11 protein-coding genes are annotated in these 16,023 nt (G+C 54.2%); 4 read left to right on the top strand and 7 right to left on the bottom strand.

From position 1 onward, the window contains the following. Window positions 1-20 precede the first annotated feature (20 nt). From CMO10_RS05580 to CMO10_RS05550, 7 genes are all read right to left on the bottom strand, one after another. On the bottom strand, window positions 21-3,323 hold the full coding sequence (locus tag CMO10_RS05580; RefSeq protein WP_297019427.1) for an error-prone DNA polymerase: 3,303 nt from the start codon (window positions 3,321-3,323) through the stop codon (window positions 21-23). A 4-nt stretch (window positions 3,324-3,327) separates the two neighbouring features. Continuing rightward, complete coding sequence (locus CMO10_RS05575; RefSeq protein WP_472910351.1) at window positions 3,328-4,887, bottom strand: Y-family DNA polymerase; 1,560 nt, start codon at window positions 4,885-4,887, stop codon at window positions 3,328-3,330. Beyond that, window positions 4,874-5,659, bottom strand: a complete 786-nt coding sequence (locus CMO10_RS05570) for an ImuA family protein (RefSeq protein WP_297019608.1) — start codon at window positions 5,657-5,659, stop codon at window positions 4,874-4,876. Before CMO10_RS05570 ends, CMO10_RS05575 begins: the two co-directional genes overlap by 14 nt. A 265-nt stretch (window positions 5,660-5,924) precedes the next feature. Then, window positions 5,925-7,847 (bottom strand): TRAP transporter permease, encoded by a 1,923-nt coding sequence (locus tag CMO10_RS05565; protein ID WP_297019422.1) that lies wholly within the window; start codon window positions 7,845-7,847, stop codon window positions 5,925-5,927. Then, window positions 7,844-8,827 (bottom strand): TAXI family TRAP transporter solute-binding subunit, encoded by a 984-nt coding sequence (locus tag CMO10_RS05560; RefSeq protein ID WP_296997260.1) that lies wholly within the window; start codon window positions 8,825-8,827, stop codon window positions 7,844-7,846. Before CMO10_RS05560 ends, CMO10_RS05565 begins: the two co-directional genes overlap by 4 nt. 90 nt (window positions 8,828-8,917) lie before the next feature. Continuing rightward, a complete protein-coding gene (locus CMO10_RS05555) occupies window positions 8,918-10,396 on the bottom strand; it encodes an aldehyde dehydrogenase family protein (protein ID WP_297019419.1) in 1,479 nt (492 codons plus the stop codon). 186 nt (window positions 10,397-10,582) lie between these two features. After that, window positions 10,583-11,794, bottom strand: coding sequence for a Rieske 2Fe-2S domain-containing protein (locus tag CMO10_RS05550; protein WP_472910350.1), 1,212 nt, complete (start codon window positions 11,792-11,794; stop codon window positions 10,583-10,585). A gap of 202 nt (window positions 11,795-11,996) precedes the next feature. On the opposite strand from CMO10_RS05550, the gene CMO10_RS05545 reads away from it, so the two are divergent. The 4 genes from CMO10_RS05545 to nadC all read left to right on the top strand — a co-directional run bounded on the left by CMO10_RS05545 (window position 11,997) and on the right by nadC (window position 16,021). After that, window positions 11,997-12,947: a PDR/VanB family oxidoreductase gene (locus CMO10_RS05545; RefSeq protein WP_363928327.1), complete on the top strand. Its 951-nt coding sequence runs from the start codon at window positions 11,997-11,999 to the stop codon at window positions 12,945-12,947. Window positions 12,948-13,005: 58 nt separating this feature from the next. Then, window positions 13,006-14,154, top strand: a complete 1,149-nt coding sequence (locus CMO10_RS05540; RefSeq protein WP_297019414.1) for a Gfo/Idh/MocA family oxidoreductase — start codon at window positions 13,006-13,008, stop codon at window positions 14,152-14,154. Further along, on the top strand, window positions 14,151-15,143 hold the full coding sequence (locus CMO10_RS05535; RefSeq protein ID WP_297019412.1) for an ABC transporter substrate-binding protein: 993 nt from the start codon (window positions 14,151-14,153) through the stop codon (window positions 15,141-15,143). The genes CMO10_RS05540 and CMO10_RS05535 overlap by 4 nt, the downstream gene beginning before the upstream one ends. Then, entirely contained in the window at window positions 15,140-16,021 is an 882-nt protein-coding gene (gene nadC / locus CMO10_RS05530; RefSeq protein ID WP_297019410.1) for a carboxylating nicotinate-nucleotide diphosphorylase, read from the top strand. Before CMO10_RS05535 ends, nadC begins: the two co-directional genes overlap by 4 nt. Window positions 16,022-16,023: the final 2 nt, after the last annotated feature.

Genomic DNA, 16,023 nt, shown 5'->3' with positions numbered 1-16,023 from the left:
AACAAGGCACAGCTTTCTGATCAGTGAAAATCGTGACTGTCTATTTTCAGTTTGGATCCTTCCGGGGCTTCTGATGAGTGTGAATGGCTCAAATTGTCCAACCCGTTTGCCCAGCGCAGATTTCTCGGGTGATTGTGGTTGCTACGGGCAATTTTGGTGTTGTCAGTTAGACCTTGTAGCATTCCGGTCAGGTCAACCAATTTGTCCGCAATGATATGGGTTACACCATCTTCACGTTGAAGTTTTCCGGAAACACCAAGGACAGTTGCTGTCATAATTTCACGGCGATATTTTTCCATCACCTTGCTCCAGACCACCAGATTGGTGATGCCCGTTTCATCTTCCAGCGTGATGAACACCACCCCCGATGCCGTACCCGGGCGCTGACGGACAATGGCAAGACCTGCATGTGTTAACTTTTCTCCATCGCGTATTGCAGACAGGTCACTTGCCTTGCAGATACCGGCTTCTCCAAGCGCGTCACGGAGCATGTTCATCGGGTGTCCCTTTAGAGACAAGCGCAGGCTGGCGTAATCTTCGATGATTTCCTCACCCGGGCCCATTATCGGCAGATCCACCGGCGCCTCGGCACCGAACTCGGCCGAGATACCCATATTGTGGTTAAAGTTCTGGGCCGCTTCAAACAGCGGCAGGGCAGCTGGCGCCTTGCGCCCCTTGCCAAATCGCCGCACGGACCACAGCGCTTCGCGCCGGGACAGCCCAAGTGATCCGAACGCATCGGCCTCGGCCAGCTTTTCAAGGGCGGCGGGTGATAAGCCCGTCTGGCGCGCCATCAGGTAGACATCCTGAAACCCGCCCGACGGACGATTGGAAATCAGGGCAAGGGCATCAAGCTCCCCAAATCCCTTGATCTGGCGGAACCCAAGACGCACCGCATGATATCCTGCTGTGCGGCCCGGTTCGCGTTCCAGATTGTTGTCCCAGAAGCTGTAATTGATATCGATTTCAAGCACGCGCACCCCGTGATTGCGCGCATCATTGACCAGTTGTGCCGGGGCATAGAAGCCCATCGGTTGGGAATTCAAAAGCGCGCATAAAAACACATCCGGGTGATGGCATTTCAGCCAGGACAACGCATAGGCCAGAATGGCGAAACTCGCCGCGTGGCTTTCGGGAAAACCATAATCGGCAAAGCCTTCGATCTGTTTGAAGCAGCGTTCGGCAAACTCCATGTCATAGCCATTTTTCAGCATGCCATTGATGAATTTGGTGCGGTGTTCACCAATGGTGCCGGTGCGTTTGAATGTTGCCATGGCGCGCCGCAGGTTGTCGGCCTCCCCACCGGAATAACCGGCTGCAACAATGGCGATCTGCATCGCCTGCTCCTGAAACAGCGGCACGCCGCAGGTGCGTTTAAGCACGGCTTCAAGTTCCGGAGATGGATATTCGACCTTTTCGCGTCCCATGCGCCGCTGCAAAAACGGATGGACCATGCCGCCCTGAATGGGGCCTGGACGGACAATGGCGACCTGAATGGTCAGATCATAAATGCTTTGCGGTTTCAGGCGGGGCAGCATGCTCATTTGTGCGCGCGATTCCACCTGAAAAGTGCCGATACTGTCGGCCTTGGTCAGCATGCGATAGGTAGCAACGTCTTCCTTGGGAAGGGTGGCGAGATCGTAATCAATGTTCTTATGCGTGCGCAGCTCATCCAATGCCTTGCGGATGCAGGTCAGCATGCCAAGGGCCAGGATATCAACCTTAAGGATACCCAGCGCATCAATGTCATCCTTGTCCCATTCAATGGTGGTGCGGTCCGCCATGGCGGCATTGGCAATCGGGGATAGTTCGCAAAGCGGTCCGCTGGTAATGACAAAGCCGCCGACATGTTGCGACAGATGGCGGGGGAAACCGGTCAGTTCCCCGGCAAGGTCCAGCACAGCCTTCAGGCGCGGTTCATCGGGATGAATGCCCGACTGGCGCATCATGGTGTCATGGGCGGGTTTGCTGCTTGATCCCCAGATGGTTTTGGTCAGTTTGACGATGGTGTCTTCCGACAGGCCAAAGACCTTGCCAACATCACGCATGGCACTGCGCGACCGATATGAAATCACGGTTGCGGTCAGTCCGGCCCGGTCGCGGCCATAGCGCTCATAGATGAACTGAATAACCTCTTCGCGGCGTTCATGTTCAAAATCGACATCGATATCGGGCGGCTCATTGCGCGCATTACTGATGAAACGCGAAAACAGCAACTCCACCTTGTTGGGATCGACCGAGGTGACATGCAAACAAAAACAGACCGATGAATTGGCTGCCGATCCGCGCCCCTGACAGAGGATGCCCTTGGACCGGGCAAAGGCGACAATGTCATGCACGGTCAGGAAATAGGGGGCGTAGCCCAGCTCATCGATCAGCTTGAGCTCTGTCTCGATCAGGTTTTTGACCTTGTCGGGCACCCCGTCGGGGTAGCGTTTCTGTGCTCCTTCCCAGGTCAGGCGGATCAGGCGTTCCTGGGTGCCTTCGCCTGATCCGTCATTTTCGTCGGGGTATTCATAGCGCAGCTCATCAAGGCTGAAGCTGCATTGATCGGCGATCTCAATCGTGCGGGCAATCCAGTGCGGGTGATCTGGAAACAAGCGGGCCATTTCACGCGGCGATTTGATGTGGCGTTCGCCATTGGGAAACAGGCGATACCCGGCATCCTCAATCGTGCAGTGATGACGAATGCAAGTCAGGACATCCTGCAACGGTTTGCGCGACCGAAGGTGCATATGCACGTCATTGGTGACCACGGCGGGAATACCAAGCTCGGCCTCGACCGCCTCGGTAAACTCAAGACGTTCGCTGTCAAACCCGTCCATGAACCGCCCGATGGCCAGCCACAGCCGCCCGTCGAAATGCGTTTTCAAACTGATCAGCTCAGTGCGAAAGGCATCATCGGGGACCTGGGGCGGCACGGCGATAAACAGCAAGCCTTCGCTGTGCGTGACGATATCGGCAAGATAAATCTCGCACGATCCCTTGGGGGCCCGGCGTTTGCCAAGGGTAAGCAACCGGCACAGTCGGGCATAGGATGCCCGGTCCGTCGGATAACACAGCAAGGATGGGCCATCCATCGGATCAAGCCGACAGCCGACAATGTAATTGAGGCGATCAGCATAATTACGGTGTGCTGTATGGCCGCGCACCACCCCGGCCAATGTGTTGTGGTCGGTGATTGCAATCGCATGCAGGCCCTTGGTGGCGGCGGTCAGGACAAGTTCCTCTGCATGCGATGCGCCGCGCAGGAAGGAAAAATTGCTGGTGACATGCAGTTCGGCATAGGCCGTATCACAGGTGGGGGTGACTTGTTTTGTCATGGCGTTATCCGGCAAACAAACCATGCACCGACCAGATATCCTGCCCGGCATGGCCGCTGCGAAAGAGCCAGATCAAGCGGCCCTTCTGATCGCAGATGCGGAAATAATCGCGTGTCATGTGCGACAGGGCGTAATTGTCCCGCTCCAGATGGGTCCACCATTCCGGGCAGATGCGCTCGGGCCCGTCGGCACGCAACACATCAATCAGCATCTTGCGCCAGCGTAGTTTTGTGGGTGCGCCGGTCGCACTGCGTTCCATAACATCGACCGGTTCGGGCGGATCAATCAGACGGATCGGGCGTTTGGGCAGCGGGGCATCCGGGATACGTGCCGGTTTGGTCGGCCCGGTGGGCGATTGCCGGATGGCGGCCCGTTCGGGCAGGTGACTGGCATGATGGGCCGGGCGATATAAAATGTCCTTGGGGCCCAGATGATGGGCAATGCGATCCAGCAACTCGCCCAATGCAATGGCATCGCTGCTGTCATCCTGCTTGCGATCCAGACGGACCTGGCGAAAGGCGACATGTTCGACCCAGGGCGCATAGACAATCACCTGTTCGATGCCAAAGCCGGTATCAACCCCGGGCATCTTTTCCGCGAGCAATCGCAAGATATGGCTTTCGGACTGGCAGGGCGTGCCTGTGGTCGTCATGATGGTATGGGCATGGCCATCGACCCGGATGGACCGGACGATCAGGCGCCGCAGACCAAGGTTTTCATCGCGCAGCTGTGCACAGAGATCGGCGACCATGCCTTCAATCGCATGCGCCAGATTGTCGGCACTCCCCAATGGTTCGCCAAAACTTTGCCTGATCAGCCAAGGGGCATCGGGCAGCTCGAAATTCAGATATTCGGGCAGACGGCCATAAAACTGATCCAGACGGTGCAGCACATCCGGACCAAGGCGGGTAGTGATGTTGGCACGCGGTAACGAATTGATATCCCCAAGCTGTTTCAGGCCAAGCCGCGATAACAGGACGATGATGTCATCAGACAATCGCAGGGCTGACACCGGAAACCTTGCAGCCACCTCATGATTAGCAGGCAAAGACAAAATACGTTCAGATACAGCACCTTGATGGTAACGTGCCGCCGCCCAAGCGGCGGCTGCAGTATCAGCAATGGCAATCCGGGCCTCATGGCCATGATTTTTTATATCCCGCAAGATTTGTTCGATCATGGATGGCTCGCCCCCAAACAGGTGACTGCCCCCGGTGATTTCCAGCCACAGCCCGCCATCCCCCATCAGACTGTTTGTATGCAGGTCTCGATCCGGAGCCACCCACGGGCTGTATCGGTCCATATGGCGGATCAGTTGTGTCAGATGGCGATCAACGAGTTCAGTATCCTCGGGCGTGTCTTGCAGATCAGGCAGAATACTGCGCGCATCAGACAGCCGCATGCCACCATGCAACCCAGCATTCCGGGCTTCATGGTTCAAACCACAGACAAAAACACCTTTGTGATCTGTGCGCGTAATCACATGCGGCGCCTGTTTCGACCCGGTTTCTGATCGCGTTACGTCGCCCGGTTGGCGGGGGTGATCAGGCCTAGACGTACCGATCTCTTGGCTTGTGGTCTGGCAGTCGGTTTTCCAGTGGGGCAACCACAGATAAAGAAAACGTTGTTGCATCGACTTTGACTTTCCAGCTTCCCGGTCGGACCCCGCGTCCCCCGATCAGGCTGAGATGATGGATATTCCCTGTCCTGTTCTGTGCTGCAGTTGATGCTGGTTCAATCTTCCAACGTGTCAGTGCGCTTGATGGCATCATGCGGTTGCCCCGAGAAGCCCGGCGCATGACAATCATCCGTGTTCCGGCGGCCTCACAAGCCAGTTGCAAACGGCGCGATGCCGTCAGCTCATAATCAGTGGTTTCGAGTATGATGGATGCAACCTGTCCCGATTTGGCGACCTCCTCACATGCCCAAAGTGCTGTTGCCTGTTGATCAACCACCATCATCAGGGATTGGAAACCGGCATCAGCAAGCATCGGCAAAGACAGATGATAAAATCCACCCTGATCAATCGCCCGCCTCTGCCTGATCCAGAAAACAGACCTTCTTGCTGCTTCTGTATCCGGTTTTCTCTGGTCTATCTGTGCCAGATACCAGGCCAAGATCGATGATGCACCAGCGTCATGATCACAGATCACTTCATGCAAGCCGAACAGGGCAATACCGCCAAGGTTGATATTTGACGTTAATGGCATGGCGCCAAATGCATGTGAAGCCACCTGACCGGCCTGAGCAGGAAAACCGGAATTTGGGCCTCTGCATATTTTCTCCGCCCGTACCAATGCAGCACGGGCTTCATTAAGACGCTCAGTCAACATCACACCAAACAACAAATGTTCACTATTTGTTCTTATTTAGGGATGCAACATTGCAGAGTCAAATTAAAAGCCATGACCACGTACCAATGCGCTTGGTAAAGAGTGCGACTTTGAAACTCGCCTGAGAATTGAGCCTGATTACAGATGTCAGATGCTCTAAAAGATGACAACACCTGCAGAATTGACAGAAAAGATGGCAATTTTCGACAAACAAAAAAAAGAAGGTATGGCACAAAGGCACATACCTTCTTCGCACACTAGAGCGACATCACGCTCCAGGAACTTTTCGACTCTCTGTTATTTTGTCGGATGTATTTGAAGCGGTGTTGTAATTACGAACAAGCAACACACCACCAAAGAAGATGCCAGGGATTGCGACATAGATAAATGGCGCGACACAGGCCACCGCAATACCCACAAACATGCAACGCGCAATCCTGTTCTGCTTGCCATTGAGGTATCCTTCGATGGCAACTGCCAGCGAAATTGCAGCAACAACACCGCCCATCAACGCCAAGGCCACCTGTAGCCCCGAACCCTCACCGATGATGGCCGGGTTCCATATAAAGACGAATGGCAACAGGAAACCAACCGCAGCCAGCTTGACAGCATCAAAGGCTATCTTGAAGGGGTCCTCTTCTGCGATGGCAGCGGCAGCCAAAGCCGCAACAGCAATTGGTGGAGTGAGTGCCGACAAGATCGCGTAGTAAAGAAGGAACATATGCGATTGAAGAAGCGGATACCCCAACTTGGCAAGAGCAGGTCCGACCAGAACCGCGGCCAGGATATATGCACTTGGTGTCGGCATGCCCAAACCAAGGATAATGGTCACGACAGCCGCAATCATGAGCGTGATGACCGGATCTGCACCACTGATGGCCATGATCACATTGGCAGCTTTCATGCCAAGTCCGGTCATAGACAGACCACCGATCACAAGACCTGCTGCCGCACAGGCACCCGCAACGGGCAGAATACGCAGAGTTGTTTCACCAAGACCTTCAACAACACGCCACAGGCTCATGCGGGTTCTTGGTGAACATGCTGCCGCAACCACCACCGATGCCGCACCCAAACCAGCCGTCATGGTTGGTGAGTAGCCAAGTGATAGCACCAAAACAATCACCGCCACCGGGACGACAAACATCCAGCCATTGATGACCGTTTGTTTGAGAGTGGGAACATCATCCGGATAAGCACGCAGATCACGTTTTACAGCACGAAGATGGACCTGCGAAAAAACGCCAAGGTAATAAAGGATGGCTGGAATGATCGCTGCATACACCACTTCGCGATACGCAAACCCGGTATATTCCGCAAGGATGAACGCGGCCGAGCCCATGATAGGCGGCATTGCACTGCCCCCGGTGGAAGCTGCGACCTCAACTGCACCAGCAAACCGTGCAGAATAGCCAAGCCGTTTCATGATCGGGATCGTGATGGATCCGGTTGCGACAACATCAGAAACCGGACTTCCCGAGATCGTGCCATACATGCCCGACGAGATAACCGCAACTTTTGCCGGGCCGCCGGGGCTTTTACCGGTGAGCGCCGCCGCAAGATTGAAAAAGAAGTCACCACCGCCAGCAAATGACAGCAAGGTCCCGAACAGGACAAACAGGAAAACGTAACTCGCAACAACCTGGATTGGTACGCCGAACACGCCGTCTGTTGTGAAAATCAGAGCATCAAGAAGATAGCTATACTCGATCAAGCCATGCCCGAAGGGCGGCGGCAGCAAGTGTCCAAACAGGTTGTAAGCCATAAAGCCCAAAACCACGACCGTCAGACCAGCGCCAGTTGTGCGACGAGTAGCCTCTAAGGAGAGAAATAACAATGAAGAGCCAAAGAAGAACTGCAGGGGGGTAAGTTCTTCGAGCAGGGTAATCCTGCTGGAAATGACATCGGCATTCCAAAGGAAGAATGCACCTGTCGCCAAGCTAAGTGCGCTGAGCCCCCAGTCGATGATCGTTGGCCGTTCAGCCGCGTTTGCACGCGAACCGATAACCAGAAACAGCATCGAGAAGAGACCGCTCAGAAACAAAATCCCGATGATCAGCGGATCGGAGATCACAAACAGGTTGCCATAGATCACACCCAGAGCAAACAGCGCTGCAATGACGATCAGGGTTTTGTGGGGTAAGGCCGCAAACTTACGTTTGCGGCCTGTGCTAACAAGTGACTTCATCATTTGAGAAGTCCTGCCTCACGATATGCTTTTTCCGCACCTGCGTGGAACGGCATGACATTCTGGTCAACCATCAGCTCCGGGCTCAGCGCCTTCATGGACCCGTGAACAGCCTTGACCTCTTCGATGTGATCAATCAACGCCTTGGTCAATTCATATCCGGTAGATTCAGGCATCTGATCAGTCGTCACCAGAAGTGCACCAAGTGCTGGCGTTTCAACATCAGCAGGCTGGTTGGAATAGCTGCCGCCCGGGATGGTGAAAGTCTGCGTACCAAACCGTTCGTTGGTTGCATCAATCACGTCTTTCGGAATATCGAGAACAATCACTTCATTGTTCTCGTCAATTGCACGGAACGAAGAGTGCAGAACGAAGACACCGTTGGTGACCATATCGATCCGGCCATCCTGAAGCAGGTCCGCCTGATCATTTGCACCGGCCTGCACAATACTGCCGCCATTCGCTTCAACAGCATCTTTGGCGAGGCCGGCTTGCTCGAGCATGAAGAGTGCAACGTTCGAGGTGATGTTACCGGAACGGTTCACACCAATACGCACCGGTGCTTTTGTCGTTGCAAGATCATCAAGGCTGTCGATGTTGTATTCATCGGCAATCGACTTCGCGAGGAAGAAGTGCATCGGCGCCCAATTATACATGTAGCCGATTGCACGCATGTTGGTCACAGGGGCCTTGAAAGGCGCTTCGCCAGCCAAAGCAATCTTCACTTCGGCGTTGTGAACCAGCCCCATATCCGTCCGGTTTGCCGCAAGCAAACCGATATTGGCAAAGCCGCCACCAGTCGCCTGATAGGTAACGACAGAGTCTGCATCAGACTGCTTGACTGCTCGGTCAATGCCTGCGCCAAGAAGGGACCACAAACCACCCGGGTTTCCACCCGACAATGTCAGGTTTACCGGTTCAGCTTGTGCAGTGTTAACGCCGAAGGCCAGTCCAATAGCCGCGGCAAGAGTCAAAAGCCTCATTCTTTCCTCCCTAATGGGTACGATCTCTGATTATGGTTTTGTTTTATTGTTATTGGACGCCGAACCTTTTCAGGTTTCCGCAAAGCAGCGTCAGGCCTCGAAAGTGATATTCACGTTTTTCTGTTCGGTATAGGACAGCATCTCACCGAGGCATTCTTCACGCCCGATACCTGATTGCTTCATCCCGCCGTATGGGGTGCCAAGAAAATGGTCGCTGGAATTGTTGACCCAGACATATCCGGCACAAATGTCATCCACGGCCCGCATTGCCTGGGAAAGGTCACGCGTCCAGACTGAGGCTGTTAACCCGTAATCAACGCCGTTCACGGCATCGATAAGAGCGTCATACTCCGTCCACTTCAGGATACTTAGTACGGGACCAAACACTTCTTCTTGGGCAATGCGCATATCAGGCGTCACATCGGCAAACACCGTCGGCCTGACGAAGAAGCCACCCGCCAGATCGGCAGGAACGTCGCCTCCNGCNACCATCCTTGCCCCTTCANCTTTGGCAATATCGATGTAGNNAAGAACCTTCTCGTACTGACCTCGTGTGGACAAACACCCCATCTGAGTGTCNGGGGAGAGTGGATCACCCGNGGTAATATCGTTGAAAGCNGAAGCCAGTTGTTCGACAACCAGATCATAAATGCTCTCNTGAACGAAAACNCGACTGGTCGACCCGCATGACTGCCCCGCCGTCCACGGCAAATTCATGCCCTTAACNGCACTTNGAACGGCTTTTTCAACATCGGCATCGGGGAATATGACAAGGGCGTTTTTGCCCCCCAGCTCAAGAGAGACATGCTTAAGTGTCTCCGCGGACTGGCGCATAACAGCACGTCCGGTTGCGGCACTGCCAACAACACTGACNCTGGCGATCCCCGGATGGGTCGAAAGACCTGCACCCAGATCGGGNCCACCATTCANAATATTCAAAACACCGGGCGGNAAAAGACCNCCGATCAGNTCTGCAACCTTCAGACTTGAAAGCGGCGTTTCTTCGGACGGCTTAATAATAACGCTGTTACCAGCCATAATCGGCGGCGCGAGCTTGGCACATGCAAACATCAATGGATGGTTGAACGGGACAATACGGGCAACAACCCCGACCGGCTCGCGAACGACATAGTTCACTTTGCCCGCGCCAACCGGAACAGTTTCGCCCTTNAGNTCCGTCGCAAGACCGGCAAAGAAATCCATCAAGGTCGCGGCAAGTTCGACATCAAACAGCATCCCGGNNAGGGAATTTCCGCTATCGAGCGCATCAAGACGGGCAAGNTCGTCCTTGTTTGCGCGGATGATGTTCGCNGCTTCACGCATCACTTGNGAACGTTCNCGCGGTGTCGTGCGCGCCCAAAGTTTCTGCCCTGCCGCNGCCGCTGTCACAGCAGCATCAAGATCNNATGCTGAGCCACTATCTACCTTTGCGATTTCAGTTCCGGTAGACGGCGCAAAGACCGNGATTTGNGCATTTGNGGCGCGATGCCATGCCCCTCCATAATAGAGCCCTTTGGGAACTCTCTCAGNCAGCAATACCTCGGCAGTAGAAGCTTTCAATGGCTTCATGCTGTTTTCCTCCCAGGAAAATCCGCGTTCTATATTTTTATTGTGCGCGGAAAGGTCGTTATTTTATTTTTTATAAGATATCTAAGTTAAATGGCAGGACATACGATCCGTCAACAATAAAATTAGATATCTTAGTTATTTTTTGTCTGAAGGGCAGGTTCGGAGCCGAACCTGCCCTTGCAAACACTACTCTGCAGCGACGCTTGCTNCTTCTACAAGCGTACGCCAATCAACGGTCTGCGGATAAACTCCCTCACGCGANGCGATGTTTACATGGGGGACTCTTGGTTCCGTTGTTCCAAGGGCTTCACCGCCGGCATCAACTTTCCTTGCGGCGTCCACCATCAGACGACGAAACTCGACAATCGCCAGATCGGATGCACCCAAGATATCGTCAGAACGGTCAACAATCGCCCCCATTGAAACCCACATCACGATATCCTGGTTCGGAATNCCGAGCACACCGGTAAAGTTCCCAAGCTTCATAGCTTGGCGGTCCTGCAGGAAGTTGTTGTGGAGTTGTCGCTGGGAAACCCATCGNTCATCCAGATGAATGCCTTTTTGGGCATGGTTGAACTTGCGCCACTCTTCGGTTGTCGGGCAGGCCTTCCCNCCCCACGCGATGAAATGGAAGTGCGTGGTTTCATCATCGATNGGTACGATNACGCTCGCGACATTGTAATTGTTGTTGGGCGGNATCAATGAAGTGTATGGCGCGATGTATTCGGTAATACGCAGATAATGATGCGTGCCGGCATTCTTGATCGGCTTGCGGATNGCAGCATAGTGGAANCCATAGCTGGTTGTCTGCGTNTGCATGCGCGGCGATTTGTCGGTGGACGGACGATACCACGCCTGATCNTCTGCAGACGCNCCTTCGACACGCGCGGGTTTCATGTCAGAAGAATGCAGGCTTGAAGAGTGCGCAGAGTCGATCTGACCTTCAGTGATCTGNGCCCAGTTTGCCGGGATGCGAATTTTCAGGATGGAAACCTGCGTGTCTTCGGTCGGNGCAAAAGCGGGCGGAGAAAACGGATACATGTCTTCTTCTTCNCCAAGCCACGCCCAGACAAATCCACCCCACTCGACAGTTTTATAGGATTTGTGTTTGACCTTTTCNTGAAGNGGGCTGCCTTCGGGTTCNGACGACATGGCAACGCAGTTGCCTTCAACGTCGAATTTCCATCCATGATAAAGGCAGCGCAGTCCGCAATCCTCATTACGACCGAACACAAGAGACGCACGTCGNTGCGGGCAAAGCTCGTCAAGCAGNCCAAGCTTGCCTTCTGAGTCGCGAAACGCGACGTAACGGTTACCNACCGCTTCAACAAGCAGNGGTTTNCCGTCTGCTTCAGCNACTTCCTCNATCAGGCAAACCGGCGTCCAGTGCTGGCGCATCAGCTTGCCCATCGGCGCNTCGCCAGTGACGCGGGTTAAAAGATCATTCTCCTCATGGCTCAGCATCTCGCGAACTCTCCTCCGTGTTACTTATTCTTAGATATCGAAGNTTATATACATGACCTGATTACAGGCGTCTAGTGACTTGACAAGAATTATTAGATATCTAATTTATTGCGTAAAGTTAATTCGGGAGGAAAAAATGTCAATAGAATTAGAAAGCATAAAAATGCGCGTTGTGGCCCGGCGAGAGCTCACNCCCCACATCTGCGAGTTNNCGCTTTNNCCNGTGGAAGNCATTGAACTTCCAGCATTTGAACCCGGCTCGCACATCACAGTTGAGACCCCCTCCGGGGCGATGCGNCGCTATTCGCTGNTNAANGATGGACACAGCCCCGAGGAGTATGTGATCGCCGTAAAACGTGAACCTGAATCGCGTGGCGGCTCCTCTTCGATGCACGAGTCGGCGCTTGAAGGAACCGNGTTATCGATCCAGCCGCCCGAGAACACCTTTNCCCTGAAAAATGCGTCAAAATANCTTCTGATTGCCGGGGGNATCGGTGTCACACCTATCTATGCGATGGCCAATCNCCTGACGATGGAGGGAAAACCCTTCAAGATCATCTATTGCACGCGNACTGCGGAAGATACGGCATATATGGCCGAGATGAAGGAAGCCTTCGGCTCAAACGTTACCTTCCATCATGACAATGGCGACCTTGAACAGGTTTACGATTTCTGGGACCACTTCGAAGAGCCCAGCCAAATCCATGTCTATTGCTGTGGACCATCACCNTTGATGGAAGAAATCAAGGCGATTTCCGGTCACTGGCCNGAAGGGCGTGTCCATTTCGAGGATTTCAAGGCNGTNGAGGCNGTCCGNGANGATGACAAGGCGTTCGAGGTCACGCTNCTTAANACCGGAGAGACAATACAGGTNCCGGCAGATCGATCTGTTCTTGAAGCTTTGCGCGACAGNGGCATCAAAACCGTNAGCTCATGCGAGAGTGGCACNTGNGGCACATGCCGCTGCAAGCTGATCGAAGGTGATGTCGACCATCGCGATATGGTGCTGATGGATGAGGAAAAAGACAGCCAGATCATGATCTGCGTCTCCCGCGCCAGGGAGGGTAACCTTGTCATCGAACTCTGAGTGCCGGTCTGAACAGCCCCCNTTGCGCTTGGGCGTNATCGGGCTCGGACGCGGGTTCATGCTGACATTGCCAAGCCTGCTTGCCGATGAACGCGTCAAACTCGTCGCGGCCTGTGCCCCNCGGGCATCATCGCGTGCTNCATTCNAAAAGGAATTCGGCGGCCGAACATATGACCGCGTTGAAGACATCTGTGCTGACCCAGACGTNGAAGCTGTTTACATCGCAACNCCACATCAGATGCATGTCGATCACGTTTCAATCGCCGCCCGCGCAGGAAAACATGTGCTCGTCGAAAAGCCACTGGCGATNAGCCTTGAGGATGGCATCAAGATGGTNGAGGCCTGCGAGCAGGCTGGCGTNCNNCTGATTGTGGGACCAAGTCANAGCTTTGATGGTGCCGTCAGCCTTGCCCACGAATTCATTCAGTCCGGCAAGGTTGGTCGGGTCAGAATGATCCACGCCCTGAACTATACCGACTTTCTGTACCGCCCCCGCAGACCCGAAGAACTCGTTACAGCAGAAGGTGGTGGCGTCATCTTTAGTCAGGCTGTCCATCAGCTTGATATCGTCCGGCTTCTGGGCGGGGGCATGGTGAAGACCATTACGGCAGCTACCGGCAACTGGGATCCAGAACGCTCTACAGAAGGTGCGTATAGCGCCCTTGTCTGTTTTGAAGGAGGCGCCTTTGCGTCTTTGACCTATTCGGGCTATGCGCATTTTGATTCAGACGTCTGGCAAGATTGGGTTGGTGAATTGGGTTACCCCAAAGACCCTGCAAATTATGGTCAGGCCCGCATCGCACTTTCAAAAGTATCCTCCCCGCAAGAGGAAGCCGCCCTTAAATCTGGCCGGACATATGGGGAGACACCTGTGCGACCGCCAGCTCCCCATCACGAACATTTCGGACCAATTGTTGTTTCCTGCGAAGGAGGCGATTTGCGCATCACGGCAGATGGCGTTTGGTTGCATGGCGATTTTGAACAGAAGTTCATGCCAGCTCCAATGCATGCCGGCCCGCGATCCGAGGTTGTCTCGGCACTGATCAGCGCAGTGCGCCTGAATGCGCCGCCATCACAAACTGGCCGCTGGGGACTGGCAACACTCGAAGCCTGTCACGCAATTCTGCAATCGGCAGAAACAGCCGGAACCGTGAAATTGGTTCATCAAATACCGTCAAAAGAAACAAACACCGGAGGAAACTCGTGAGCAACCTGACCCTTTCACTGGCCTATGGGGACTATGATCGCACCAGACCGATTTTTGATGGTCGCGTCAAAATTGATGGCGTCGACCCGGTGTCGATGCTCCTGTCACCCGAAGAGATGTTCTTCCGGGCGTTTCGCAACGAAGACTTCGACGTAAGTGAACTTTCATTTTCATCTTATTGTGTGAAGCTTGCCCGTAACGAAGCACATTACGTGGCGATCCCGGTATTTCTCTCTCGCGCCTTCCGCCATACCTCGGTTTACATTCGCACCGACAAAGGCATTAACAAGCCAGAGGACCTCAAGGGCCGCAAGATCGGCATTGCCGAATATCAGCTGACCGCCAATGTTTGGGTGCGCGGCATTCTGGAAGACGACTACGGTGTAAAACCATCCGATATCCATTGGGTACGTGGCGGTATGGACACCCCGGGCCGCCCGGAAAAGATTAAGGTTGAGCTTCCCGAAGACGTCAAAATGACCCAAGCCCCCGAAGGCGCCACCCTCAACCAGATGCTGGCCGATGGCGAGATTGATGGCTTTATCGGCCCGCGTTGGCCGAAATGCTTTAACGAGGGTCACCCGCATGTTGGCCGCCTGTTCTCAGACAGCATTTCCGCAGCTGAGGGCCACTATAACCGCACCGGCATTTTCCCGATCATGCATGTGCTAGGCGTCCGGAGAAGTCTTGCAGATCAACATCCTTGGCTGCCCGGCGCGTTGCTTAAGGCTTTCTCGCAATCCAAGCAAATGGCTTTGGAAGCACTGAGCGATACCTCCGCAACCAAGGTCACCATGCCATTTGTCGAAGATACCCTTGATCGTGCAAAGAAACTTCTGGGCGACGATTTGTGGCCATATGGAGTGGCACCAAACCGCAAAGTGATCGAAACCTTCCTTGACTACCATTACCGCCAAGGCCTCTCACCGCGGAAGCTTTCTATCGATGAACTCTTCCACCCCTCCACCCGCGAGGTTTTCAGCCTATGACCACCAATAATGCAAAAACATCGGGCGTATTTCCCTCCCTCCCGGCCATTCTGGTCGAAGAGGGCGTGCGTGCCGCTCTCAAGGAAGACCTTGGGCGCGCCGGTGATCTGACCACCGATGCAACGATCGGCCCTGAGCTGAGCGCAAAAGTATCCCTCGTTTCCCGCGAAGCCGGGCGCCTATGCGGTGTTGATTTTGCCCGGACTTCTTTTGCTCTTGCCGGTGCAGGGCTCCAGTTCGAGGCCTTCCGAAAGGATGGGGATACGCTCGCACCAGGTGACGAAATCGCGCGGGTGACAGGAAACGCACGTGCCATCCTGTCCTCGGAGCGGGTAGCACTGAACTACCTCTGCCATCTGTCTGGCATTGCGAGCACAACCGCAAAGTTTGCCGACTTAATTGCGCACACAGATGCGCGGATTTGCTGCACGCGTAAAACCACGCCGGGTTTACGAGCCTTTGAAAAATACGCTGTGCGTTGTGGTGGCGGTGCGAACCATCGCTTTGGCCTTGATGATGCGGTTCTGATCAAGGACAACCACATCGCCGTTTGCGGTAGCATCACCAAGGCAATCGAAGCCGCGCGCAATTATGTCGGGCATCTTGTTGTGATTGAGATCGAAGTCGACACACTTGAACAGCTCGAAGAAGCGCTAAGCGCTGGTGCAACGACTGTTCTTGTCGACAACTTCGGAATTGATGGTCTGAAAGAAGCGGTGAAGCTTAACAACGGTCGCGCGCGGATTGAGGCATCAGGCGGTATCAATATCGACACAATCAAGGATGTTGCCGAAACAGGGGTTGATTTCATCTCAAGCTCCAAGATCACCATTTCTGCACCGACTCTTGATATCGGTCTCGACGTCACACTGGGGTAGAA

It is taken from the genome of Thalassospira sp. (assembly GCF_002709775.1).
In the GTDB taxonomy this organism is placed as follows: domain Bacteria; phylum Pseudomonadota; class Alphaproteobacteria; order Rhodospirillales; family Thalassospiraceae; genus Thalassospira.
Note: the sequence above shows the minus strand (reverse complement) of the source record. Positions and strands in the feature narration are given on the sequence as shown.

Coding starts and splice junctions, on each gene's coding strand:
- CMO10_RS05580 (WP_297019427.1), bottom strand. CDS start 3,323: ATGACAAAACAAGTCACCCCCACCTGTGATACGGCCTATGCCGAACTG.
- CMO10_RS05565 (WP_297019422.1), bottom strand. CDS start 7,847: ATGATGAAGTCACTTGTTAGCACAGGCCGCAAACGTAAGTTTGCGGCC.
- CMO10_RS05560 (WP_296997260.1), bottom strand. CDS start 8,827: ATGAGGCTTTTGACTCTTGCCGCGGCTATTGGACTGGCCTTCGGCGTT.
- nadC (WP_297019410.1), top strand. CDS start 15,140: ATGACCACCAATAATGCAAAAACATCGGGCGTATTTCCCTCCCTCCCG.